This is a genomic window from Thermosynechococcus sp. (assembly GCF_025999095.1).
Lineage (GTDB): Bacteria > Cyanobacteriota > Cyanobacteriia > Thermosynechococcales > Thermosynechococcaceae > Thermosynechococcus.
On sequence record NZ_AP024678.1, the window covers coordinates 2358592 to 2382557 of the forward strand.

23 protein-coding genes are annotated in these 23966 nt (G+C 53.5%); 11 read left to right on the plus strand and 12 right to left on the minus strand.

The window, feature by feature from the left end:
* Positions 1–2 precede the first annotated feature (2 nt).
* A complete protein-coding gene (gene rfaE2 / locus Q0W94_RS11545) occupies positions 3–524 on the minus strand; it encodes a D-glycero-beta-D-manno-heptose 1-phosphate adenylyltransferase (protein ID WP_297759355.1) in 522 nt (173 codons plus the stop codon).
* Complete coding sequence (locus tag Q0W94_RS11550) at positions 508–1377, minus strand: branched-chain amino acid ABC transporter permease (RefSeq protein WP_297759357.1); 870 nt, start codon at positions 1375–1377, stop codon at positions 508–510. The genes rfaE2 and Q0W94_RS11550 overlap by 17 nt, the downstream gene beginning before the upstream one ends.
* A 342-nt stretch (positions 1378–1719) precedes the next feature.
* Here Q0W94_RS11550 and Q0W94_RS11555 point away from each other — a divergent pair, with 342 nt between their 5' ends.
* From Q0W94_RS11555 to ychF, 5 genes are all read left to right on the plus strand, one after another.
* Positions 1720–2796, plus strand: a complete 1077-nt coding sequence (locus Q0W94_RS11555; protein ID WP_297759360.1) for a glycosyltransferase family 4 protein — start codon at positions 1720–1722, stop codon at positions 2794–2796.
* A gap of 73 nt (positions 2797–2869) precedes the next feature.
* Positions 2870–4228: a glycosyltransferase family 1 protein gene (locus Q0W94_RS11560; protein ID WP_297759363.1), complete on the plus strand. Its 1359-nt coding sequence runs from the start codon at positions 2870–2872 to the stop codon at positions 4226–4228.
* Between the two features lie 155 nt (positions 4229–4383).
* Positions 4384–4929 (plus strand): DUF2085 domain-containing protein, encoded by a 546-nt coding sequence (locus Q0W94_RS11565; RefSeq protein ID WP_297759366.1) that lies wholly within the window; start codon positions 4384–4386, stop codon positions 4927–4929.
* A gap of 61 nt (positions 4930–4990) precedes the next feature.
* A complete protein-coding gene (glnA, locus tag Q0W94_RS11570; RefSeq protein ID WP_297759369.1) occupies positions 4991–6406 on the plus strand; it encodes a type I glutamate--ammonia ligase in 1416 nt (471 codons plus the stop codon).
* A gap of 240 nt (positions 6407–6646) precedes the next feature.
* Positions 6647–7738 (plus strand): redox-regulated ATPase YchF, encoded by a 1092-nt coding sequence (ychF, locus tag Q0W94_RS11575; RefSeq protein ID WP_297759371.1) that lies wholly within the window; start codon positions 6647–6649, stop codon positions 7736–7738.
* A 23-nt stretch (positions 7739–7761) separates the two neighbouring features.
* On the opposite strand, the gene Q0W94_RS11580 is transcribed toward ychF, so the two are convergent.
* From Q0W94_RS11580 to rodA, 4 genes are all read right to left on the minus strand, one after another.
* Entirely contained in the window at positions 7762–8214 is a 453-nt protein-coding gene (locus Q0W94_RS11580) for a diacylglycerol kinase family protein (RefSeq protein ID WP_297759374.1), read from the minus strand.
* Between the two features lie 130 nt (positions 8215–8344).
* Positions 8345–8839: an rRNA maturation RNase YbeY gene (gene ybeY, locus Q0W94_RS11585; RefSeq protein ID WP_297759376.1), complete on the minus strand. Its 495-nt coding sequence runs from the start codon at positions 8837–8839 to the stop codon at positions 8345–8347.
* 27 nt (positions 8840–8866) lie between these two features.
* Positions 8867–9034, minus strand: coding sequence for a DUF3285 domain-containing protein (locus tag Q0W94_RS11590; protein ID WP_297759380.1), 168 nt, complete (start codon positions 9032–9034; stop codon positions 8867–8869).
* A 53-nt stretch (positions 9035–9087) separates the two neighbouring features.
* Entirely contained in the window at positions 9088–10362 is a 1275-nt protein-coding gene (gene rodA / locus Q0W94_RS11595; RefSeq protein WP_297759383.1) for a rod shape-determining protein RodA, read from the minus strand.
* Positions 10363–10500: 138 nt separating this feature from the next.
* Between rodA and Q0W94_RS11600 the strand changes: the two genes are divergently transcribed.
* Genes Q0W94_RS11600 through Q0W94_RS11610 form a run of 3 tightly spaced genes read left to right on the plus strand, consistent with a single transcriptional unit; the run spans position 10501 to position 13567 of the window.
* Complete coding sequence (locus Q0W94_RS11600) at positions 10501–11067, plus strand: GIY-YIG nuclease family protein (protein WP_297759384.1); 567 nt, start codon at positions 10501–10503, stop codon at positions 11065–11067.
* Positions 11064–11945, plus strand: coding sequence for a 3'(2'),5'-bisphosphate nucleotidase CysQ (locus Q0W94_RS11605; RefSeq protein WP_297759387.1), 882 nt, complete (start codon positions 11064–11066; stop codon positions 11943–11945). Before Q0W94_RS11600 ends, Q0W94_RS11605 begins: the two co-directional genes overlap by 4 nt.
* A 53-nt stretch (positions 11946–11998) precedes the next feature.
* Positions 11999–13567 (plus strand): serine protease, encoded by a 1569-nt coding sequence (locus tag Q0W94_RS11610; RefSeq protein ID WP_297759390.1) that lies wholly within the window; start codon positions 11999–12001, stop codon positions 13565–13567.
* A 5-nt stretch (positions 13568–13572) separates the two neighbouring features.
* Here Q0W94_RS11610 and Q0W94_RS11615 read toward each other — a convergent pair whose 3' ends face one another.
* The 5 genes from Q0W94_RS11615 to rseP form a co-directional block, all read right to left on the minus strand.
* Entirely contained in the window at positions 13573–14478 is a 906-nt protein-coding gene (locus Q0W94_RS11615; RefSeq protein WP_297759393.1) for a hypothetical protein, read from the minus strand.
* Entirely contained in the window at positions 14394–14891 is a 498-nt protein-coding gene (locus Q0W94_RS11620; RefSeq protein ID WP_297759394.1) for a hypothetical protein, read from the minus strand. The genes Q0W94_RS11615 and Q0W94_RS11620 overlap by 85 nt, the downstream gene beginning before the upstream one ends.
* Before the next feature lie 75 nt (positions 14892–14966).
* Positions 14967–15725, minus strand: coding sequence for a hydroxyacylglutathione hydrolase (gene gloB, locus Q0W94_RS11625; protein WP_297762435.1), 759 nt, complete (start codon positions 15723–15725; stop codon positions 14967–14969).
* A 595-nt stretch (positions 15726–16320) separates the two neighbouring features.
* Positions 16321–16989 (minus strand): endonuclease III, encoded by a 669-nt coding sequence (gene nth / locus Q0W94_RS11630; protein ID WP_297759398.1) that lies wholly within the window; start codon positions 16987–16989, stop codon positions 16321–16323.
* An 8-nt stretch (positions 16990–16997) separates the two neighbouring features.
* A complete protein-coding gene (gene rseP / locus Q0W94_RS11635) occupies positions 16998–18104 on the minus strand; it encodes an RIP metalloprotease RseP (RefSeq protein WP_297759400.1) in 1107 nt (368 codons plus the stop codon).
* A gap of 235 nt (positions 18105–18339) precedes the next feature.
* On the opposite strand from rseP, the gene accD reads away from it, so the two are divergent.
* The 3 genes from accD (at position 18340) to Q0W94_RS11650 (ending at position 22942) form a co-directional block, all read left to right on the plus strand.
* Positions 18340–19269 (plus strand): acetyl-CoA carboxylase, carboxyltransferase subunit beta, encoded by a 930-nt coding sequence (gene accD / locus Q0W94_RS11640; RefSeq protein WP_297759403.1) that lies wholly within the window; start codon positions 18340–18342, stop codon positions 19267–19269.
* Between the two features lie 114 nt (positions 19270–19383).
* Positions 19384–21255 (plus strand): serine/threonine phosphatase, encoded by a 1872-nt coding sequence (locus Q0W94_RS11645; RefSeq protein ID WP_297759407.1) that lies wholly within the window; start codon positions 19384–19386, stop codon positions 21253–21255.
* A gap of 217 nt (positions 21256–21472) precedes the next feature.
* Complete coding sequence (locus tag Q0W94_RS11650; RefSeq protein ID WP_297759410.1) at positions 21473–22942, plus strand: CHAT domain-containing protein; 1470 nt, start codon at positions 21473–21475, stop codon at positions 22940–22942.
* Positions 22943–22949: 7 nt separating this feature from the next.
* Here Q0W94_RS11650 and hemC read toward each other — a convergent pair whose 3' ends face one another.
* A complete protein-coding gene (hemC, locus tag Q0W94_RS11655; protein WP_297759413.1) occupies positions 22950–23912 on the minus strand; it encodes a hydroxymethylbilane synthase in 963 nt (320 codons plus the stop codon).
* Positions 23913–23966: the final 54 nt, after the last annotated feature.

Below are 23966 nucleotides of genomic sequence, written 5' to 3' on the forward strand. Positions count from 1 at the left end.
CCCTATGATTCCTCCCCATACAACTCCAAAATGCGTTGGACGATCGCCGTTGTGGAACTGGGAACCTCTACTTGAATCAATTCAATGCGACCGCCATAGCGTTGCACCGCCGCTGCTTCCGGTAGGGTTTCCAGTTGGTAATCACCCCCTTTGACGTAGATCTCCGGTTGGAGAGCCTCGATCAGGGTTGTGGCAGTGCGATCGCCAAATAGCACCACTGCATCTACTGATCGTAAACTAGCGAGCACCTCTGCCCGCTGCTGTTCGGGAATAATCGGCCGTTTTGGCTTTAGGGCTGCCACCGAGCGATCGCTATTCAACCCCACCACTAGGCGTTTGCCGAGGGCACGGGCGGCCGCTAGATAGCGCACATGCCCCGCATGGATCAGGTCAAAACAGCCATTGGTAAATACCAAGGGGCGCCAATCTTGAGGCGCGGCATTAATGGCAGCAATCAGGGTTTCAAGGGTGTAAGGGTTCAGGGGACTTCTCCTGCTCCTAGGCACACTAGCTGAGTGTGCCACGAAATAGCCCTTGGGGGCGCACCAACAGCACTGCCATCATAATCCCTAGGGCAACGGCCAATTTGTATTCCACAGGGATAATGAGGGTACTCACCTCCTGCGCCACACCAATAATCAGGGCACCAGCGATCGCCCCGTAGGGGTTGCCAATGCCACCGAGGATGACACTGGCAAAAAGGGGCAGGATCAAAAACCAACCCATCGTTGGCCGCACAGCCGTAATCAGGCCATAGAGGCCCCCAGCCACCCCCGTGAGCACACCCGTCAAAAGCCAAGTGCACAGCACTACCCACTCCACATCAATACCCGAAACCCGCGCCAAGTCTAAATCATCGGCCACGGCTCGCATGGCTTTGCCCACTTTTGTGCGTTGCAACAGCAGGTGCACCCCAGCGATCGCCGCCACTGCCAAAATCATGACAATCCCCTGCGAGTAAATAATTTTCACACCCCAAAAATCAAGGGCAGGCATCACCGGTAGCCGATAGGTCTGGTTTTCACTCCCCCAAATGAGAATCACTCCATTGCGCAGCAGAAACGACAGACCAATGGAAATAATCATCAGGGTTGTTGAAGTGGCGCGGCGATCGCGCATCGGCTGCCACAGGAGCTTCTCACTCAGGAGCATCAACCCTGCCGTCCCCAAGCCCGCGATCGCCATTGAGAGCCAAATATCCAGTCCTGTAGCATTGGCCAGCAATGTCAGGTAGGCTCCCGCCGTCATAAAGTCGCCATGGGCAAAGTTGGGCAGGCGCAAAATGCCAAAGGTCAGGGTTAAACCCACTGCCGCAAGGGCAATAATACTCCCCACCGCCAAGCCATTAACAAAAAGTTGAATCAGTTGAATATCCATGAATGATTGCAACTAAGATTTTAGGAGGTGTGAAATGGGCAACGCCTGTTCATAGAATAGCGATCAGAGGAACCTGTTCACCGTACTTTTTTTTCCGATGAGGAAGATTACTCTTTTCAAAAAAATTCAAAGCCAAGAAAAAAATTTTATCACACCTTAATCTAACAAAATGTAACGACAATAACAAATAATAGTACGGATTCCCGAAGTTTTAGGTGGAGATTTACCCCCTTGGTTTTTTTTGTTGATATTGCGTACCGTTGAGGCAGTTATGCTGCTGAGTCAATCGCGCGATTAGCATCAGGGCAGCGGTGATCCACCGTATTGTTCGAGGAGGCTTGTATGCGCATTGCTCAAATTGCACCGCTGTGGGAACGGGTCCCGCCGCCAGCCTACGGCGGTGTGGAGTTGGTGGTGAGTCTGCTCACAGAAGAGTTAGTCAAGCGCGGTCATGAGGTGACCCTATTTGCCAGTGGCGACTCAATTACCCAAGCCAAATTGGTTTCTACCTATCCCCAGGCCATTCGCCTCGATCCCAAGGTGCAGGAGTACGCCGTCTATGAAGCGCTGCAATTGGGAGAGGTCTTTAGTCGCGCCAATGAATTTGATGTTATCCATTCCCATGTGGGCTATACGGCTTTACCCTACACCAATCTGGTGAAAACACCCGTTGTTCATACCCTCCATGGTCGCTTTACGCCGGATAACGAGCGCATCTTCACCCAATATCGCCACCAAAATTACGTCAGCATTTCCCACTCCCAGCGGCAACTACGGGACTTGAACTACATTGCCACGGTCTATAACGCCATTGCCGTGGAAACCCATCAGTTCTACCCTCAGCCCAGCGATCCGCCCTATCTGGCCTTCTTAGGACGGCTCTCGCCGGAAAAAGGGCCTCACCATGCCATTGAAATTGCCAAGCGGGTGGGCATTCCGCTGCGGATGGCCGGCAAAGTAGATCGAGTCGATCGCGACTACTTCAAGGAATTGATTGAACCCCACATTGACGGTGAATTTATCCAGTTCATCGGCGAAGCCAATCACCCGACCAAGAATGCTCTCCTTGGGGGGGCGATCGCCATGCTCTTTCCGATTACATGGCAGGAACCCTTTGGCCTAGTCATGATTGAATCCATGGCCGCCGGTACGCCAGTGGTGGCGATCGCCAAGGGGGCAGCCCCCGAAGTCATTGAGCACGGTAAAACCGGTTTCCTCTGTCACTCGGTGGAAGACTGTGTTGCCGCCGTTGCCCAAGTGCCGCAACTCGATCGCCAGGCCTGTCGCGACTACGTTTGGCAGCGGTTCAGTGTCGAGCGAATGGTGAGCGAGTACGAAGCTGTCTATGATACCGTTGTTGCCAATACCTTTGTCCATAATGGACATCGTAGGGGAACCATTGAACTGCTGGCCAGTTAGGTGTACCCCTGACCCCATTGCAAAAGTCTTTCTTTGACCGTTATTCAAGTTATTCAATTCAAAAGGTGTATTTATGCAAGCATTATCAACCCGTACAGCAAAAAATACACTTCCTCGGGCCTTTGCCATGTCCCAGCCGCAGGTCCCTGCCCGTCAGCCCATTGCCTTGATTTCTGTTCATGGGGACCCCGCCGCCGATGTCGGCCATGAATCCGCCGGCGGTCAAAATATCTATGTACGGCAATTGGGGGAAGCCCTAGCGGCCGCCGGGTGGCACGTGGATATGTTTACCCGCAAAATCCATCCCGATGACCCCGATGTGATTGAGCACAGCCCCCACTGTCGCACCATTCGCCTAGAGGCAGGCCCCCTGACCTACATTCCTCGGGAAAAACTCTTTGAGACACTACCCAAGTTTGTCGAAGCCTTCAAGGCTTACCACGCCAAGTATGGCTATCCGCTGATCCACACCAATTACTGGCTCTCTGGCTGGGTGGGTTGGCAGTTGCGTCAGACATTGAATTTCCAATGGCTGCACACCTACCACTCCTTGGGGGTAGTCAAATATCAAGTGGCTTCTGAGCAAGCCCAACGGGATGAAACCCGCCTCATGGTCGAAAAAGCCATCCTTGAACATGCCGACTGTGTGATTGTGACTAGCCCCCAGGAGGAAGCCTATCTGCGGCGTTGGGTCTCCAAGGCAGGGCGAACCCGCCTGATTCCCTGTGGCACCAATTTGAATCTCTTTTACCCCGTCGCCGATGCCCGCACCCAACTAAATTTGCCGCCCGATGAGCCGATTGTCCTCTATGTGGGTCGCTTTGATCGCCGCAAAGGGATTGAAACACTGGTGGCAGCAATGGCTCAGATCCCCCAAGGGCGGTTACTCCTTGTGGGGGGGAGTGATCCGCAGCGCAGCGATGGGGCCGAACGGCGGCGCATTGAAGGATTGGTGCAGGAGTATAACTTGGGCGATCGCGTCACCTTTGTGGGGCAAATTGACCACGAGCACTTGGCGGTTTACTACAGTGCTGCCAATGTCTGCGTGGTGCCCAGCTACTATGAACCCTTTGGCTTGGTGGCCATTGAAGCAATGGCCTGTGGGACGCCGGTGATTGCTTCTGCCGTTGGGGGTCTGCAATTCACGGTAATTCCCGGGGAAACAGGGTTACTGGTGCCGCCTCAGGATGCCACCGCCTTGGCCAATGCCATTCAACGCCTGTTGGCGGACCCAGCATGGGCGCGTACCCTTGGGGCCAACGGTCGCGAGCGGGTGCAGGCCCTCTTCAACTGGGAGGCGATCGCCCTTCAGATGGGGCAACTCTACCGTCAACTCTTTGCCGCCTCCCTCATGGGGAATTCCCCTCGCTTAGAGACGGTTAAAAACACCGCCTCGCTGACAACGGTGACCAAAGCGGCCTTAGCCTCCTAGGCATCTTAAATTGAGTCGCCGCAGCAGATCAAGCCGCACTCTCGTGTGGACAGATCACCCCTCTGCCCTCTACCTAGCCCCTGATTGCCCTCGTGCCGAACAATTTGTTAAATTCTAGGGGGTTGTTTATCGTTTTGTATCATTTCTGAAATTTGATGGTGCAGTGGCGATCGCTTTCTCCCCGATGGCCTGACGTTATTCTGGCGGCACTCATTCTAGGCCCTCTATTTGCTCCCTTTTTGGCGGCCAGCAATTTTCTTTTCTTGCCTAAAATTGCCCACATCATCTATACCATGGGCCATCATGTGTGTCCGCAACCGGAAATGGGGTTAATGCTGGCCTCCCCTTGGAAAATGGCCGTGTGTATGCGCTGCTACGGCACCCTTGTTGGAGTTCTCCTGACGCGCTGGTGGATTCAGGGGTCCACCACTGCCCGGGAGTGGTACTGGTTGCCGCAATATGGTCTGGGGGGCTTTTTAGTGGCGGTGGTGTTCATGCTGTTTTACCCCCTAGAGTGGGCACTACAACACTACGGCATTTGGGGCTATTCCAATTGGATTGTCTTTCCCTTTGGGGCGATCGCTGGACTGGGCTTGGGATTACTGATCATGCCTCTGCTCTACCCCAAACAGCACCCTGCCACCTCCGGCGGAGGAACAAACACCGAAATTTTGGTAGCCTCCGATACAAAAATTAACTAGGTCAACTTTCTACCATAGATTGTCGCTGCGGTGCGCCTAATACAGAAGGAGTAACCTATACATGGCAACGCCCCAAGAAATCTTAGATTTGATCAACAGCAAGTACGAGCTCATCGACTTGAAATTTATTGACATGCCCGGCACGTGGCAACACCTGACGGTTCACAAAAGCCAAATCAGTGAAAGCTCATTTACCGACGGTGTGCCCTTCGACGGTTCCAGTATTCGCGGTTGGAAAGCGATTAACGAATCCGACATGGTGATGGTGCCGGATCCGAATACAGCGTGGGAAGACCCCTTCATGAAAGAACCCACCCTGAGCATGATTTGCACCATCAAAGATCCGCGCACCGGCGAACTCTACGATCGCTGCCCGCGCTCCATTGCCACCCGTGCCGTTGAGTACTTAAAAGCAACCGGCATTGGCGATACGGCTTACTTTGGCCCCGAAGCCGAGTTCTTTGTTTTCGATGACGTTCGCTACGACCAAAATCAACGGTCTGGCTACTACTACGTTGACAGTATTGAAGGTCTTTGGAACACTGGCCGTGAAGAAGAAGGGGGCAACCTCGGCTACAAAATCCGTGGCAAAGAGGGTTACTTCCCCGTTGCGCCCACAGATACGCTGCAGGACTTGCGCACAGAAATGCTCTTGACGATGGCCAAGTGCGGTGTACCCATTGAAAAGCATCACCACGAAGTGGCTACGGCGGGGCAGTGCGAGTTGGGTTTCCGCTTTGGCACCCTCATTCAAGCTGCCGACTGGCTAATGACCTATAAGTACTGCGTCAAGAATGTTGCCCGCAAGCACGGTAAAGTGGCAACCTTTATGCCCAAGCCCGTCTTCAACGACAACGGCTCGGGGATGCATACCCACCAGTCGATTTGGAAAGATGGCCAGCCCCTGTTCTGGGGAGATGGCTACGCCAATTTGAGCCAAATTGCTCTCTGGTACATTGGTGGTATCCTCAAGCACGCTCCGGCGCTATTGGCTTTTACCAACCCGACAACGAACTCCTACAAACGACTGGTTCCCGGCTTTGAGGCCCCCGTGAACCTTGCCTATTCCCAAGGCAACCGCTCTGCTTCTGTGCGGATTCCCCTCACTGGTCCCAACCCCAAAGCGAAGCGCCTCGAGTTCCGTTGCCCCGATGCCACGAGTAATCCCTACCTTGCCTTTGCGGCGATGCTGTGTGCAGGTATTGATGGCATCAAGAATCAAATCGATCCGGGTAGCCCCTTGGATGTTGATATCTACGACCTCAGCCCCGAAGAATTGGCCAAGATTCCCTCAACCCCCGGTTCACTTATGGCGGCCCTGGAAAATCTGCAAAAGGATCACAGCTTCCTCACGGCGGGGGGTGTCTTTAGCGAAGACTTTATCCTCAACTGGATTCAGTACAAGCTGGACACAGAAGTCATTCCCATGTCACTGCGTCCTCACCCCTATGAATTTACTCTCTACTTTGATGCCTAGGCAAATTAGGCAAATAAGCTGCTAGAGTCTGGCAGTTAGCGACAACGCAGAGGCACCCATCAAGGGTTGCCTCTTTTATTTTTGCTACCGCTTCTGCGCTGGTAGAGGTTTTGGGTGGGCCCATGCTTGCCTAGGGCTGGAATTTCTGATAAGTTGAGATGTTACTAAAAATTAACATTCCCCCTCTTAAATATTGTTGATGGGGAAGGGTTCCCCCTAAGAATTAGGTTATAGGGTCCGATGCTACGCGCTGGAATTGTCGGCCTACCCAATGTGGGCAAATCAACACTGTTTAATGCCCTTGTGGCCAATGCTAAGGCCGAGGCAGCCAATTTCCCTTTCTGTACGATTGAACCCAATGTTGGTGTTGTCGCAGTCCCCGATGAGCGGCTGGAGGTCCTGGCAAAAATTTCCCAATCTGCTCAGATTGTGCCGACGCGGGTAGAGTTTGTGGACATCGCGGGCTTAGTAAAGGGAGCCAGCAAAGGAGAAGGACTGGGCAACCAGTTTTTGGCAAATATTCGCGAGGTGGATGCCATTGTCCACGTGGTGCGCTGCTTTGAGGACCCGGATATTGTCCATGTGGCAGGGCGGGTCAATCCGGTTGAGGATATTGCCGTGATTAACTTAGAACTTGCCCTGGCGGATTTAGCCCAGATAGAAAAGCGCATTGAACGCACCCGCAAGGCGGCGCGATCGCAAAAAGAAGCCCAGATTGAGCTGACGGCCCTTGAAAAGCTCCTGGGGGTACTCAATGAGGGACAGCCTGCCCGTCTGTGTCAACTGACAGAGGATGAAGAGGCGGCCATTCGCTTTCTCGGCTTGCTCACTCGTAAGCCTGTGATCTATGCCGCTAACGTGGCTGAGCAGGATTTGGCCACTGGCAATGACTGGACAGCAGCAGTTCAGGAGATGGCAAAGCAAGAGGGGGCGGAGGTGGTGATTGTCTCGGCTCAAGTGGAGGCCGAGCTCGTGGATTTGCCCGAGGCCGATCGCGCCGAGTATCTCGCCAGTCTTGGCGTGACGGAGGGGGGCCTGCGATCGCTCATTCGCTCAACCTATAAGCTGCTTGGCCTGCAAACTTTCTTTACCACAGGGCCTAAGGAAACCCGAGCGTGGACAATTCCAGCGGGTACCAAAGCGCCCCAAGCGGCCGGCGTCATTCACAGTGACTTTGAGCGGGGCTTTATTCGCGCCGAAACGGTAAGCTATGAGGATCTTGTGGCCTGTCAATCCATGACGGTGGCCAAGGAAAAAGGCCTAGTACGCAGTGAAGGCAAAGATTACGTTGTGCAGGAGGGGGATGTGATGCTCTTTCGCTTTAATGTTTAGCCGCCCCTAGTTAGAGGACCAGCCTATGGCAATATTCCCGCAATTGGATCAACCAAGGGGGGCACAATTAAGGCCATTGCCACCCCCACGGCTGCGATCGCACTGAGTAGCACTGCACCAGCGGCACAATCTTTAGCAATGCGGGCAAGTTCGTGATATTCCCGGCCAACGGTGAGATCTACTATCGCTTCAAGAGCCGTATTCAGCAACTCCAGCCCCATGACAATACCAATCGTCAGCAAAATCACTGCCACCTCAACGGGGGGAAGTTTTAACAAACCACTGAGGGCGATCGCGCTCAGGCCAACTGCGGTATGAATCCGAAAATTGCGCTGAGTTTGAAAGGTATAGACGACCCCTGCCCACGCGTAACGGAAACTATTCAGTAGGCAGGAGGCCACACGGTAGGAGCGCCCTCGCAGTGGGGTTGTCCCTGAGGCTTTCTCAGTGTAGGTGGCTAGAACTTTTTGTGTCATAACGTTATCCATCACACCAAATATTCACATCTAAGTGTTGACGTTGGCTTTCATACACCTTAAAGAAGAAATTTCAAGAAATTTGGTTGTTAACGCCTCCCATTTAAGCACATGGTTTTCAATTTCGTTCCTAGCCAACAGAGCATTTAAGGAACATTGGGGGTGTAAGCCCGACGGCTGCCAGGCACTCGGCCTGCTGAGCTAACATCCGTGCCAGTTGGGCCTCATCGGGATGATCCCAGCCTAGGAGGTGGAGAAGGCCATGGCAGGCTAGCCAGGTGATCTCTATAGAGAGAGTGTGCCCACTTTCTGTGGCTTGCTGACGGGCAGTATCGCCAGAAATAATGATGTCCCCAAGGTATTCAGGTTCCTCTAGGGGCAGCGGCAGGGCATCATCGCGGGTGGCAAAGGCAAGCACATCCGTGGGGGTGTTGCGATCGCGATACCGACAGTTAAGGGCTCGAATCTCGGCATCGGTTGTCAAACGCAGGGTCAGCTCATACTCTTTGCCTGCATTGGGCTCCACCATTGCCATCCATGTGTGAAACCACGCTGACCAAGGGAGTGCCGCCACTTCAGCGCTCAGGGAAGGATGGTGCAGTTCCAGATAGACGGTAACCGGCATTGTTTTTTCTTGGTTCTCACCAACTCCCTAACGGGTGAGGTAGGACAAGCCCACCAACAACGCCAACAGACCGATACTGGTGAGGGCAAAATGGATCAGGGATTTGCCTCTCTTACGCACCATGTTGCGCATGGCCAATTTGACATAACTGGGCTGCTCGGCAGGGGCAGACGTAGGTTCGGGGGACTTGCTCATGGGATTTTACTGCTATTGGCAATCTTCATGAATTTTAACAAGCAGGCTTGGCTTCAGTAGCGCGATCGCGGGCGATGATTGGCCACCGATTGTACCAGCCCTAAACCAACATAGGTGGCCAAGAGGGCAGAACGGCCATAGCTGAGGAACGGCAAGGGAATGCCCGTCACAGGAAACAGGTTAATGGTCATGCCGATATTGACCACCGCTTGGAACATCAACATGGCAAAGAGGCCAATGGCAAGGAGTGAGCCAAAATCATCCCGGGCACTATTGGCAATTTGCAATAGCCGCAGCCCAATGAACCAAAACAGTCCTAACACTAGCAAGCCGCCCCAAAAGCCTAATTCCTCACCGATGGCAGAAAAAATAAAGTCCGTGTGCTGCTCAGGGATAAACCCCAATTGTGTCTGCGTCCCATGAAATAGCCCTCGCCCCCACAGGCCACCGGCGCCGATGGCAATGCGGGATTGGATCAGGTGATAGCCCGCCCCCAGGGGATCTTTATCCGGATCTAAGAACATCAAGAGGCGGTCTTTTTGATAGTCCTTGAGAACACTCCACAGCAATTGCCCCAGCCCTGCCCCCGAAAGATTCAGAACAATGCCACCGATCGCCCCAATCCAACCAAGGGGCAGGGTTTGCCACGCCACTACCCCCATCCCCAATGTCCACAGGAACCACAGCACGAGATTGAGTTCATAGGGCAGCGGTAGGGCAAAGAGAATCGCGGCCACCAAAGGGGAGAGCATCAGCACAATCCAACCCAAACGGGCGTTGGCCCAGTAGAGCATCCCCAGGGTGATGGCAGCAAAGACCAGGGAAGTACCCAGATCGGGTTCCGACAAAATCAACCCTAGGGGCAAGGCCGTTGCCGCAAACACCCGTAGAATGCCGCTGAGGCCATTGGCAGGCACCCGCTGGAGGAGGGCAGCCTGGGTGAGGATGATCGAGATTTTGGCAAATTCAGAAGGCTGGAGGTTAAAGCCCGCAATGGGCAGCCAGCTCTGGGCGCCGTTAGCTTCAACGCCAAATAGGCTCACAGCCAGTAGGAGGAGACAACTGAGGCCATAGACCCACCAGTGGGCTGAGATAAAGACCGAGGTCGGCAGCCGTGCCAGTAGGAAAAGCAAAACTGTACCCACGCCCGCGATTGCCAGATGTTGGAAGCCATCCTTTTCGCCAATGTGCAGCTCAGCACTGTGAATGGCCACTGCCCCTAGCAGCGTAATCAACCATACTGCAATTAAAAGTAGCCAATCCATCCCCCGCCAAGGATAGAGCCAAGCAGACCAGCGGCGTTGCCATAGCCGAGTTGTCCAAAACATCGCCAGATATCCTTCGTTCGCACTAGGCTGGAACAGTGGTGGTTTGATTAAGACTCTCATTCTAGCTTGAGTGGAACTATGCTTCGGTGGCAACCGCATTGGTCAAGGCTTTATAGCCAGAGATAGGGCATACTGAGGGTGAAGCACGCGAAAAAAGCCACCCCTGCTGATATGAGCCTTCCTGCGCCGACTTTGGCTGAATTGCCCCTCCATCCCTATATTGATGGTTCAGGTCGTGTGGCCCCTGATCTCAAGGGAGCGATCGGTCTCTATGCCATTTTTGATGCTGCCGGCAGGGTGCAGTATATTGGCTATTCTCGGGATATACGACTGAGTTTGCTACAACACCTTGTGCGCTGTCCTCAGGGGTGTAGTGGCTACAAAGCGATCGCTATTGAGCGCCCCGATCGCCCGTGGCTAGAAACCATGAAACAGCAGTGGCTAGCGGAATTGGGAACTGTGCCCTTAGGCAACGAGCGCGATCGCCCCCAGTGGGAAAATGCCATTGATGTCAAGGAGCAAATGACCGAGGCCGAACGCACTGCATGGGCCAGTGCCGACTCACTCACTCAACCAAAACTGCTGAAACAGGTGGCGCGGCGAGTTGAAGCAGCGATTCTCGAACAGCTACGGCAGCGATCGCTACAGGAGCCGCTGGTCTTTAACGCCAAACTAAAGGAAAGTGGACGGCTGGATCTCAAATGACGACTTCTCCCCCTCTGACCTCTAGCCAAATCTGGCAGATCAATCAACTCCTGCGCCAAGCGGGGCAACGGGCACGGCAACTGGCACAGCAACCCTTTGATGTCATTGAAAAGGGACGCCAAGACTTTGCCACCAGTATTGATCGCTTCTTGGATCGGCTGCTGAGTCAGAAATTTCGTGCTTGGTTTCCTGAAGATGGCATCATCAGTGAGGAAAATGCCGACTCCCCAGCAGTTTTTCAGGAACCGAAAAATCGCTACTGGCTGATTGATCCCCTTGATGGTACCGATGATCTGATTCACCATCGCCAAGGCTATGCCCTAATGGTGGGTTTGCTAGAGCACTACAGTCCAGTGGCGGGTTGGATCTATGCCCCCAATCTGGACCATCTCTACTACGGCGGTAAAGACTGGGGACTCTTTCAAATGAGCAGCGGTGGGCCACCTGTCCCCCTATTACCCGTTTGTCCACCTTCCCCTAATGGCGACCATTGCCCGATGATGATTGGCTATCGCGACTACCGTACCTACGGCGATGCAATTCATCGGGTGTTGCCCCAAGTGGAATTTCGCTTTCTGGGCAGTTTTGGCCTCAAGGTGATTGAAGTAATTTTGGGACGGGCGGGACTCTACCTCTACTTAAATCAGCGGGTTAAGCTCTGGGATACCACCGCCCCCTTAGCTTTGGCAACAGCGGCAGGTTTGGTGTGCACCGACTTGCAGGGAAATCCCTTGCGTTTTGATGCCACAGGTTTACAGGAACAAACCCTGGCCCATCAGCAACCCATTCTCATTGGCTGGCCAGAGTATATCGCTGCTTTGCGATCGCCCTTGGTGGAAGCGATTACGGCAGTTCAACTGCCCTTTGGGTCTGCCTAGAATCCCTGAGAAATAGACTATCGTGGGGCTAGAGTTTGCTTGGAGGTATCCCAATGGGGCGCTGGCACAGTTGGTCATTGGTGGGAATGGCGATCGCCACCCTCCACATTGCTCAGCCTTTTCCGAGTCAAGCAGTAAGCGTTACAGAAGTTGCCCGCATCGCCAAAAAGATCACCGTGCTGATTGAAGGTGCCAACAGCCATGGCTCAGGCATCCTATTGCAGCGTCATGGCAATACTTACGTCATTCTCACCGCCTACCATGTGGTTGAAAAGGGCGGCCAGTACACTGTGAAAACGGTTGATGGTCAGCGCCATGCCATGCGACCCCGCTCAATTCGTCGCTTGCCCAGTGTTGATCTAGCCACACTAGAAATTGAAAGCAACCGTGATTACACCCTTGCCACACTGGGAAACTCTGGAGAAGCGGTGGAGGGTATGCCTGTTTTTGTAGCTGGTTTTCCTGCTCAGGAGGCCTCGGTGCTAGGTGGCATTTATCAATTTACAGAGGGACGGCTGACGGCCAATGCCTCACGTCCGATTCAAGATGGCTATGCCCTAGTCTATAGCAACCCCACGCTGCCAGGGATGAGTGGCGGGCCTGTCCTCGATGAAAATGGCCGTTTAATTGGGATTCATGGCAGTGCCGATATTGCTTCTACGCTTGTCCAGGAGGGCAATGGCTCTAGTACCGTCTTTGTTAAACGCGGCTTTAATCTCGGCATTCCCATTCATACCTACCTGAGTTTGGCAACACCGTCGCGGCCAACCACGGCTCTACCTGCTGTGACCCCCATGAAGGCAGCAGACTATTTCCTTGCCGCTGAGGCGTCCTTCCAGCGCCAAAATTTTGCCCCTGCCATTGAAAACTACAGCCAAGCAATCGCCCTCAATCCCAACTACAGTGAGGCCTATCTAGGACGGGCCGTAGCGCAAATTTTTGCCCTTGTGCCTAACCAAGACTTTAATCAGCTTGGTGAAGAACTGGGTACCAAGTACTTGAGCCGTCTCACCCAGGGCAACCCTATCCTCAAGGATGCCTTTCCTCCCAACCCACCCACCCCTTTGCTGGAGACATTTATGCGCAATATGGCTGAACGACCGGGCACAATCCAGCCGGACATTGCTAAGGCGATCGCCCTCAATCCCCAGTACACCGAAGCCTATGGCGTGAGTAGCTTTTTGAATTTGCTCCTGGGCAACTTTGGCAATGCCATTGCGGAGAGTGAGCGCGCCCTTGCCCTCAGACCCAACAACAGTGATCTGCAAATGATTCAGGCCTTGGCGCTGTTTCTCAGTGGGGATTTTCGCCGTAGTATCGCCGTATTTGATCGCCTCATTGCCGCCAATCCCAAGAGTACTGACTATCATTTGCTGCGGGGAGTTGCCGCTTTTATGATGGGGGACTATGCCCTCAGTCGCCCCAGTTGGACGACCTTGACCCAGCTTACCCCGCGGGATCCAATGCCCTTTGCTTTGCGGGGAGTGACATATCTTTTAGAAGAGAACTTCAAAGCCAGCCTACCTGATCTGCGGCAAGCAGCTGAACTCTATCGCCAGCAGGGGAATACGCAATCCTACAACCAAATGATGCAGGTGATTCACCAAATCGAGAACCGTTAGAAGGATCACCGGCGCTGCCACTGCTGCAAGAGCCACCGCCCCAAACGAATCAGCTGTTCTTCAATCCAGAGAAACAGGCGATCGCACCACAGCAGTAGCCGTTCAAACCAGTGGAGTTCATACCCAATGAGGGCAGCATCCACATCAAGAATCAACTGCTCTGGATTCGGATGGACACTGGTGGCCGCCGTCTCCGAGGGCGATGCAGGAGTGAATGGCGCCGAGGTGCTCCCTAAACTGAGCAGGGTCTCCACGGGAGAAAAGACTGGCAAAGCATCCGTAGCTGCCAATAGGGGTGAATTCGCGGTTGCTACCGCAGGAAGTTGGAATCCTCCTAGCCAGTAGGAGAGCTGAGTCAGCCAGTCTTGGAAGGGCAGCTTGAAGGGATGAAGATGGCGTTCAATCCAAGCGAGGGCTTGCGCCTGTTGAGCAGGGCTGAGGATGTACAGGATGGTGTTATCGGTGCCAATGAGCACCATCTGCTGTGTTTCTAAGAGAGTAGCAATCCCCTGTACCCGCACTTGGGAAAGCGTGTTCTTGCGACCAGAGGGGAGGCGCGATCGCAACCAGCGGACAGCAGCGGCCAAGGGAGACGCCGAGGGTAGGACTAAATCCCCTTCACGGGTACCTGTTAACTGCAGTTGCCCCAGAAAGGTTGCCACCAAACAGGACGGTGGGTTAGAGTCTGCTTTTAGGGATCGCTCCCACCAACCCCAGAACCAGTGATGTTGTCGCCGATACCACTGCCGAACATGCTGGTAGTACACTGCCAAGGCGTAGGCAATGTGTTGCTCAATTTGCTGCTGTTCTGTGGGGGTAAAGATTTTCAAGGGGCGAGCAGCCTCATCCACAAGCAAGAGGGATTTTGTGGGGCGATCGCAGGCAAGGTAAACAGGTGGCCGCTGTGCCAAGGGTGCGGCCGCTGAGGGTAATGTCTTGGACGGGGGATTGAAACCAGCGTTGCCAAGGGGCCATCCAGCGCTGCCACCAAGTTAAGGGGGCGAGCAATGGGGGCGATCGCCACTACCCAAGATTGATCCTCTCCTGGTGTGAGGGACAAAGCAGACATGACGGTTAACAGGGCTTCATCGGCAGGGGGTGCCGCTGTCGGCTTCGGCAGGAGGCGTTGATGCATTTGGGAAACCGTGCCCAACAGTTGGGGAACTCGCTGCTGCCAAAATTGTGCCAGAATTGAGCCAATGACCTGAAGTGTGCCACTGAGGGTGCTTTCAATCTGCCATTGTTGGCGCTGCCACCGTTGCTGCCAACGTTGCCATTGCTGTCGCCAAAAGCTAAAGAAGCGACTCTGATAGGAAACTGCCATAGCGGCTTTGTCGGTAGAGGAATATAAAACTAGATTACTGTTCTGGTAGTATAAATGCTTACTGTATGATTCCTGTCAATACTGATCCCGTTTACCCCGCAATCGCGTAAAGGCCTGTAAAGGTGTGGTTGCCCCCACGGCCATCTGAATGGTCCTAACTTCGCAGCGCAAAAAGGGATTTGTCGCCTTTTCAAGGCCAATCGTACTGGGAATCGTGGCTTGCCCTTGGGCGCGATCGCGACAAACTTGGGCATAGCGCTCTTGCAGGGTAGGGTTATCCGCTTCGACGGTAAGGGCAAAGCTAAGGTTCTTTTGGGTATATTCGTGGGCGCACCAGACCCGCGTCTCCTCCGGTAGCTGCCGCAGTTGATTCAATGAGTCCAACATCTGGGCCGGGGTTCCCTCAAAAAGACGCCCACAACCGCCGCCAAAGAGCGTATCACCGCAAAATAGATCGCCCGTTGTCGGCGCATAGTAGGCAATGTGACCGCGGGTATGGCCGGGAACAAAGAGGACGTCAAAATAAGTTTGGCCAAAGGGAACGCGATCGCCCGCCTTCAGGAAAACGGTTTGCTCTGGAATGCGGCCTTGATCTTGACGGCTGCCGTAGACTGCGATATCTGGGAAGCGCGATCGCAGGGCACAATTGGCACCCACATGATCCCAGTGGTGGTGGGTATTGAAAATCGCCCTTAGTGTTGCCCCCAATTCCGCTAATTTGGCAAGGACGGGTTCTGGCTCTGCTGGATCCACCACTGCCGCTGTCCCCGTTTGCGGATCATGGAGCAAAAAAATGTAATTATCCGTAAGGGCATTGAGGCGATAAATCACCATGGCCGTTGTTTCTGCACCCAGCGTTGCCAATTTTCTGTGCCGCTACCTCATCCATTTTGGCCTCTGCCAAGCAGCCATAAAGAGACTCTTTGGGCATCCATGAAAGGGGAGCGATCGATGCCATCCCGCAACTGGACCATTTGCCATCTCCCACCATTGTAGCGCCATAACTCTGGTACCCCCAAGGCTGCATAGAGGCGGTTTTTATCATTAATAATCATTCAATATCAGTGTGGGTCATGTCCACCGCAATGCCTCAATCGGAGGGGGTGGATCAATACTCAGATCAATCCTGCAGCCAACCACCCGTGGTTGAGGGTGGATCTAACAGTCATGATCTGGCTCTGCGATCGCCACGGGGTTCCTGAGCGCAGCGATCGCGGCGGCAGCCCTGTTTCCCCAACCAGAATGCGCCAAAATAGACAAAATAGACCAATTAACTCACCGGCAAACCCACAGGCGGGGCTTCAAGGGTGCCACATCCTGCTGCAAGGGAGGCCCTAGAGGCTGACAGGCTGTTTGCCCGTGGTGGCGGCTAGGGTTGCCGTTGGGCCAGATCAAAAATCTTCCATATTATCTGATTATCTGAAACTCTCTATGGCTTTGGTATCAGCTTCCTGCCCGTAGCACACAAATCAATCAGTTCACAGCTTTCGCACTGGGGCTGACGGGCTTGGCAAACTGCACGGCCATGGTAAATCAAGCGAATTGACCAGTTTTCCCAATCGGGCTGGGGAATCAGACGCATTAAGTCCCGCTCAATTTTCACAGGATCGGTTTCTTGGGTAAGGCCCAGCCGCCGGCTCAAGCGCTTGACATGGGTATCCACGGTAACTCCGCCTAAAATGCCATAACCGTGGGCAAGAACCACATTGGCCGTTTTGCGAGCGACTCCCGGCAGGGAAAGCAAATCTTCCATGACCTTGGGCACTTGACCCCCATAGACTTCGACAATGCGGCGACAGGCCCCTTGAATATGGCGGGCTTTGTTGCGATAAAACCCCGTGGACTTGATGTACTGTTCCAGCTCGGTCAAATCAGCCATAGCAAAATCTTTGGCATCGCGATAGCGCGCAAACAGTGCCGGTGTAACTTGATTCACCCGCTCATCGGTGCACTGGGCAGAGAGAATCGTGGCCACCAGCAGTTGCAGCGGATTGGCAAAGTTGAGGCTACAGGTGGCATTGGGATAGAGACGCTTGAGGCGGGTGAGAATTTCCAGCGCCCGTTGTTGCTTGGCCGAAAGGCGACGGGTGATAGCCATAGCTGGGCTTAAAAGAGTTGCTGCACCCAGCCGAAGCCCGTGAGGTTCACGGTGTCCCGAACAATCAGGAACATTCCCAATCCAAGGAGTAGAACCAGCCCTGTTTGCATCACGCCCTCTTGGATGCGATTGGGTAAAGGACGACCCCGAAGCGCTTCCACCAGCAAGAAAAGCAGTTGACCACCGTCTAGGGCTGGAAAGGGCAGAATGTTGATGATGGCCAGGTTGATACTGATCAACGCGGTAAAGGTAAAGAGCTGGTCAGCATTCGAGCGGGCAATATCCGCGCCCATGGCAACAATGGCTACCGGTCCAGAGACCTGTTGAGCCGCTTGATCAAAATGCCGGAACAGTTCCCGAAAACCATCTAGGGTCAGGACAATCACGCGCTGGAACTCCGCTGCGGCTGCCGTAACTAATTTAATCGGGTTTAGGGTGTGTTCGCGGTGAATGTCGACATGGGGCGCTAGTTGAACGCCAATCCGAGCTTGCCCATCCTCACTGACCTCTGGGGTGACAGTAATCTCTTGGATGTGCCCTTGACGTTGAATTGTCAGTGTCAGGGGTTGCTGCGGATGCTGCTGAATAGCTCGCATTAGGTTTGGCAAGCTATTGGTATCGGCACCCAAGGGTTGGCCATCCACGGCTAAAACCAAGTCCCCCGGCTGAATGCCCGCTTTGGTGGCCACAAGGCTACTTTCAGGAACAAGGGCAGGAATGAGCACACCCTCGTGGTACGTGGCTTGACTAATGCCCATGACCCCCACCTGCACCAGCAGTAGCAAATAGGCAAAGACCAAATTGGCAATCACCCCGGCGCTGATGACAATGGCGCGATCCAAAATCGGACGATTGCTTAGGAGATCGGGATCGTTGGCGGGAACGCCGCTATTGGGGTCATCGTCTGGAAAACCCACGTAGCCCCCCAAGGGAATCAGGCGCAGGGCGTACTCAGTCTTTTTGCCCTGAAATTTCCAAAGGATAGGGCCAAAACCAATGGAAAAGCGGTTGACGTGAATGCCTTGGCTGCGGGCAGCGATGAAGTGCCCCCACTCATGGACAAAAATCAAGATTCCCAAGATGGCGATCGCCACCACGACTGCAACCATGGACATAGATTCAACCCAGTGCTACGCTGCGAACTGTTAACTTCCTCTTATTGTGACACCGAAGTTCCCCTTGGATCGGTGATCTCTCCCCAGACCCCTGCATAATTTCCCAAACTTGTGCGATATATTGCAAAAATGCAACAAAGTGGGATGATAAGTAATTATTCTTAGTGGATACTCTTCGGAGAGACCCATACAAACGCGCTGTTTGAGACTTCAACGTTAAAGGGAATTTTCTACAATGTCTTTATTTGATTGGTTTGCAAATCGCCGTAAAGAAACTGCGTTGACACCCATGCAGCCAGAGCGGGAGATCGCCGAGGGTCTCTGGACAAAGTGCGAAGCCTGTGGCGTCATGATCTACAGCAAGGATCTGCATAGCCACCAGCTGGTGTGTCCAGAGTGTGGCCATCACCATCGCGTCAGCAGTAGTGAGCGTATCCAGCAACTGATTGACCCCCACACATGGCGCCCCCTAGATGAAAATTTGGTCAGTTGTGACCCCTTGCAATTCAAGGATCGCAAGCCCTATAGCGATCGCCTGCGGGAATATCAAGAGAAAACAGGGCTTAAGGATGCCGTACAAACTGGCCTGGGCCAACTCGAAGGTCTGCCGGTTGCCTTGGGAGTGATGGACTTTGCCTTCATGGGCGGCAGCATGGGGAGTGTTGTCGGTGAGAAAATCACCCGTTTGATTGAGCGGGCCACGTGGGAACATATTCCCCTTGTTATTGTTTGTGCCTCTGGCGGTGCCCGCATGCAAGAAGGCATGCTCAGCCTGGTGCAAATGGCCAAAACTGCTGCTGCCCTTGAGCGTCATCGCAGTGCTGGTCTGCTTTATATCCCCGTCTTGACCCATCCCACTGCTGGGGGCGTGACCGCTAGCTTTGCGATGTTGGGGGATATTATTATTGCCGAGCCGAAGGCAACAATTGCCTTTGCCGGACGGCGGGTCATTGAGCAAACGCTGCGGGAAAAACTCCCCGACGACTTCCAAACCGCCGAATTTGTCCAGAAATGCGGCTTTGTTGATGTAATTGTGCCGCGCACCCAACTAAAGTCAACCTTGGCCCGGTTAATCCGTTTGCATCAACCCGTGGCAAGTCGGGTGTCCTCAACCGTCTTGCCAAAATCATTCCCCTTGATGGCAATGGCTGAAGAATCGTCATAAAAAACAGCAGCAAGACGTAGAAAAAGCCTGTCCTAGGGCGATGGTTATACAATAGGGGATACCTCTTGCAAGGGGTGGTCGTCGCTGTGCTCTTTTTGCTGGCTCACTGCTCTAATGGCTACCGCTCAAACTGATCACAACCTCAAACTTTGGTGGGGCGTCCTTTATCCTGCCTATCCTGATCACCCCATTTTGGCTGCCCCCAACCGCACTTCTGAGGGAACGGTGTTTGAGCAGGACACCAATCCCCCCAATACGGCCGCCTTTTTTGACCCACAGCACCGCTACCAACGCTGGGATCACCACTACGCCTGTGATTTGCCCCAATTGGTGCAGGATCTACAGCCTGAGGAGCCGACGCTCTTAGAAACCCTCCGCAAAACAGCTCAGGACTGGGCACAGGGACTAAATATCCTGGATCCTACGGTGGTCATTCCCCATTTGCAAGCTCAATACCCTGACCTCAGTGCGGTGGCGATCGCCTACCTTGCCCTACACCTTGTCTATCCCGAAACCATTCCAGCCATTCACGATGCCTGGCTAGATACCGTTTCCACAAGCAACTTACCAGTCAACTACTGCCATGGCATTATTCTCGAGTACAATCACACTGCGCGCCCTCTGCAAGATGTTTGGCAAGACGACAACATTGCCGATGAGCAAATTTTCCAGTACCTAGAGGGCATGATTGACCTCTGGAAAACTTTAGAACCGTGGCATTGCCATTATTCCTTGCTGACAGTCAGAAACTTAGCCGTCAACCCAGACGATCAATTGTGGCTGCATCAACTGGACTTCACTTTGCCCTTAGGGGAAACTTTTGAGCGACCCACGCCGCCCCCTAGCCTCGTTAGCGTCTGGCAAGAGTTATTTGCCCATGCCTCTAGTCGCCGCCAAGCCGTTTTCATGCCCTTGTTGGTCTCTTTGAGTACGGCTCCGCTGGAGAAAATCTCAGAAATTCAGATGCTGCTTGACTCCCTTGCCTCCACCTTGCGCAGTGAACCCGTGTCTGAGGCGGAGACAGGCGAAAGTACGGGCGATCTAGGCGATCTAGGCGATCTAATAGATAAACTGCCAGACATCACCCTCTCACCAGAATCAGCAGAAGAGGATCACACCGCTATTGAGGATGCGCCAACTGCCCTCCTACCACGACAACTGGTTCAAGTGGACGTTGCTGCCCACACTGATCCTGGGCGCGATCGCCACCACAACGAGGATTTCTATCTCATCAATCATCGGCAGCAGATGCGCATAACCCCCAACGGTCAACAACTAGAGGTTCAAGGGGTTTATGTTCTCTGTGATGGCATGGGCGGCCACGCCGAAGGAGAAGTTGCTAGCTCCTTAGCCACTAAAACCGTTCATGAATACTTCGAGCAGACTTGGCCGTGGCAGGGAGAACTTCCGAGTGCCGACGAGGTACGCAACGCCATTTACCGTGCCAACGAGGTCATTTTTGCCACCAATGATCAAAAAGCAAAAACCGGCAGTGGTCGCATGGGTACAACCCTTGTCATGGCCCTGCTTCATAATTACCATCTCCGCCTTGGGCATGTCGGCGACAGTCGTATCTACCGCTTCACCAAACGCCAAGGACTGCAACAACTAACCACAGATCACGAAGTCGGTCAACGTCTGATTCAACAGGGGGTCGAGCCCGAAATTGCCTATGGCCGGCCCGACGCCTATCAACTCACCCAAGCCCTAGGGCCACGCAATAATGAAGCTATTACCCCTGAGATCATAGACTTGGACATCCTGGAAGACACCCTGATTCTCCTTTGTTCGGATGGCCTCTCGGATAACCGCTGCCTTGAAACTCACATTATCAGTCATTTGCTACCAATGCTCGACTTTAGTTTGCCACTCCATCAGTCCCTTCACGAACTCATCAATCTAGGGAATCAAGTGAATGGTCATGATAACTTGAGCGCGATCGCTATCCGCTTCAAATTGCGCTCCGTTCTCAGCACTCTATTTTAGACTTCTTCGGCAGGACAGACTTTACTCGGTGATACAATCGCCCATCAATATCCCAGGCTTCCAGTGCCAAGCAGCCTCACAGGCCAAGTACCTATCGAACCTATCAAATTCACCCCACATCGTATCCAAAACCAATTTGGGCAGCTTAGTTTTCACCACCTCTTTTGTAACATTGTATCCAGCTATAAGTATTAGTTTTTTCTAGGAGAAATGCTCTATGGCCTTCCGGGTCTTGGTACGGGTATGGTTCCCTACCTTCATTGGTCTTGTGGGCATCGTTTCCGCTATTACTGTCGCTCAAAACAACAGCAGTGCTACAGCCCTCCTCGAAAAGACTGAACCTTCTTCTAGTGGTGCCGGAGCGAGTTTATTGAATCCCATTAGCCCGGTACCACCTTCTTTAATGCAACCGCCGGTTGGTGCGCCACCGGTTTTGTTTCTGCCCACGATTACCTCTTCACTGGCAAATAATAATTCCAGTCAGGTCATCAGTCTTGTAGAGCAGAAAAATACTCAAAGCTTTTTGGCTTACTTTGGGCGTCCTTCAGATGTTCCTGAGTTATCCAGCGAAAAAATTCAAGCAATTCTACGAGAGCAGGCCCTGCAAACGGGGAAAAAACCAGCTGTCATCTATGTCCTCAGCCGTCCGAATCAGACGGATTTACTGGCCATTACACCACAAGGAGATCCCCTTTACCGAGCAGTAGGGGGTGTGGGCCAAGATCGCCTCCTCAAAACGGCGGAAACCCTTACTAATTTGGTGCGGGATCCCCGCTTAGTCAATACCCGCGCCTATTTGCCTGCAGCTCAGCAGTTGTACCAGTGGCTCATTGCCCCCCTGCGGATAGCTCTGGAAGCCCAACAGATTGATACTTTGGTGTTCATTCCTGACGACGGTCTACGAGGGATACCGCTGGCGGCACTCCATGACGGCCAAAACTTTTTGGTAGAGCGCTTTAGTGTCGGCTTGGTTCCCAGTATGAGCCTCACGGACACCCGCTATGTGAATATCAAAGAAGCCCGCATCTTGGCCATGGGAGCGTCTGATTTCCCCGACCAATCCCCCTTACCGGCAGTGCCTGTAGAATTACAGCAAGTGGCTCAGGATCTAGGGGGGGGATCGGTTTTCCTGAATGAGGCCTTTACCCTTGCCAATTTTAAGAAACAGCACCGTCAGGGCACCTATGGCGTGATTCACTTAGCAACCCATGGCGAATTTCGACCAGGAGCTCCCCAAAACTCCTACATTGCGTTTCGGGACGGTCGGCTAAATTTAATTCAGTTGCGAAACCTACGCCTCTATCGTCCGCCAATAGAGCTGCTCACTCTCAGTGCCTGTCGCACAGCAGTGGGTGATTTAGATGCTGAATTGGGGTTTGCAGGTTTGGCGGTGCAAGCGGGCGTGAAGTCGGCGGTGGCCAGTCTCTGGTATGTGAGTGATGAGGGCACATTGGCTTTGATGACCCGGTTCTATGACCGTTTAAATACGGCACCAATAAAAGCAGAGGCTCTGCGCCAAGCCCAACTGGAGATGTTGCGCGGTGAGGTAACCGTCAAGGGCAACCAACTGCAGACACCCCGGGGAGAGATTCCACTGCCGCCAGAGGTTGCCAAAGGGCGGGGCGATCGCTCCCTGAGTCATCCCTATTACTGGGCAGCTTTTACCATGATTGGCAATCCCTGGTAAGAGCCCCCTAGCGTTCAGGGCGGGCTGTGGCGAAAATTTCTTCTAAAATCTCGGACGCACCCTGTTCACGAAGTTTTAAGGCCAAGCGGGTGCCCAGTTCTTCTGGCATGGCCACATCTGCTGTGAGACTGTCTTTGACAAGGCGTTGGCCATCTAGACTTGCCACTAGGCCTGTTAAGGTCAGTTGACCATTTTCAATCACTGTGTGAACGCCAATGGGAACTTGGCAGCCCCCCTCTAATTGCCGTAGGAAGGCTCGCTCCGCTAGGCAACGGGCTGCTGTTTCCGGATGTTCAAGGGTTTTGACCAAAGCCAAAATATCGGCATCCTCGGCGCGGCATTCAATACCCAAAGCGCCCTGACCGACGGCATAGAGGGATACCGTTGCCGGCAAGACTTGGCTGATGCGATCGCCAAACCCCAAACGCCGCAGACCAGCTACCGCCAAAATCAGGGCATCGTATTCCCCAGCATCCAATTTGGCGAGGCGGGTATTTAGGTTGCCCCGTACATCCTTGAAGGTGAGATGGGGATAGTAGTGGCGCAGTTGGGCCAAGCGTCGCAATGACGAGGTACCAATGACTGTACCTTCAGGGAGAGTATCAATGGTGTGTCCTGTCCATTTCGCACCTAAAACGAGGGCATCCGCGGGGTCTTCCCGCTCGGTAATCGCGCCCAAAACCAAGCCGTCAGGCAACTTAGTGGGTAAATCCTTCAGGGAATGGACAGCCAAATCAGTTTCGCCCCGCAGCATTGAGAGTTCTAGCTCTTTGGTAAAGAGTCCCTTATCGCCAATTTTGGCAAGGGCCACATCAAGGATATTGTCCCCTTGGGTCGTCATTGTCACCACCTCAAAGGCGCGATCGCGATGGTGGGTTTGCAGTTGCACCTGTACCCATTCCGTTTGGACAAGAGCGAGTTGGCTTTTGCGGGAACCAATGCGAACCGGACGGGATGAGGTGGCAGTCATAGCGTTGAGCGTGCAGCGGACAGCATCCAGCCATTATAGGTTGCTTGGATCCCA

Coding starts and splice junctions, on each gene's coding strand:
- Q0W94_RS11555 (WP_297759360.1), top strand. CDS start 1,720: ATGCGCATTGCTCAAATTGCACCGCTGTGGGAACGGGTCCCGCCGCCA.
- Q0W94_RS11565 (WP_297759366.1), top strand. CDS start 4,384: ATGGTGCAGTGGCGATCGCTTTCTCCCCGATGGCCTGACGTTATTCTG.
- rseP (WP_297759400.1), bottom strand. CDS start 18,104: ATGTCCATGGTTGCAGTCGTGGTGGCGATCGCCATCTTGGGAATCTTG.
- Q0W94_RS11610 (WP_297759390.1), top strand. CDS start 11,999: ATGGGGCGCTGGCACAGTTGGTCATTGGTGGGAATGGCGATCGCCACC.
- Q0W94_RS11560 (WP_297759363.1), top strand. CDS start 2,870: ATGCAAGCATTATCAACCCGTACAGCAAAAAATACACTTCCTCGGGCC.
- glnA (WP_297759369.1), top strand. CDS start 4,991: ATGGCAACGCCCCAAGAAATCTTAGATTTGATCAACAGCAAGTACGAG.
- hemC (WP_297759413.1), bottom strand. CDS start 23,912: ATGACTGCCACCTCATCCCGTCCGGTTCGCATTGGTTCCCGCAAAAGC.
- Q0W94_RS11650 (WP_297759410.1), top strand. CDS start 21,473: ATGGCCTTCCGGGTCTTGGTACGGGTATGGTTCCCTACCTTCATTGGT.
- ychF (WP_297759371.1), top strand. CDS start 6,647: ATGCTACGCGCTGGAATTGTCGGCCTACCCAATGTGGGCAAATCAACA.
- rodA (WP_297759383.1), bottom strand. CDS start 10,362: ATGTTTTGGACAACTCGGCTATGGCAACGCCGCTGGTCTGCTTGGCTC.
- accD (WP_297759403.1), top strand. CDS start 18,340: ATGTCTTTATTTGATTGGTTTGCAAATCGCCGTAAAGAAACTGCGTTG.
- Q0W94_RS11550 (WP_297759357.1), bottom strand. CDS start 1,377: ATGGATATTCAACTGATTCAACTTTTTGTTAATGGCTTGGCGGTGGGG.
- Q0W94_RS11605 (WP_297759387.1), top strand. CDS start 11,064: ATGACGACTTCTCCCCCTCTGACCTCTAGCCAAATCTGGCAGATCAAT.
- ybeY (WP_297759376.1), bottom strand. CDS start 8,839: ATGCCGGTTACCGTCTATCTGGAACTGCACCATCCTTCCCTGAGCGCT.
- Q0W94_RS11645 (WP_297759407.1), top strand. CDS start 19,384: ATGGCTACCGCTCAAACTGATCACAACCTCAAACTTTGGTGGGGCGTC.
- nth (WP_297759398.1), bottom strand. CDS start 16,989: ATGGCTATCACCCGTCGCCTTTCGGCCAAGCAACAACGGGCGCTGGAA.
- gloB (WP_297762435.1), bottom strand. CDS start 15,725: ATGGTGATTTATCGCCTCAATGCCCTTACGGATAATTACATTTTTTTG.
- Q0W94_RS11620 (WP_297759394.1), bottom strand. CDS start 14,891: ATGGCAGTTTCCTATCAGAGTCGCTTCTTTAGCTTTTGGCGACAGCAA.
- Q0W94_RS11590 (WP_297759380.1), bottom strand. CDS start 9,034: ATGAGCAAGTCCCCCGAACCTACGTCTGCCCCTGCCGAGCAGCCCAGT.
- Q0W94_RS11580 (WP_297759374.1), bottom strand. CDS start 8,214: ATGACACAAAAAGTTCTAGCCACCTACACTGAGAAAGCCTCAGGGACA.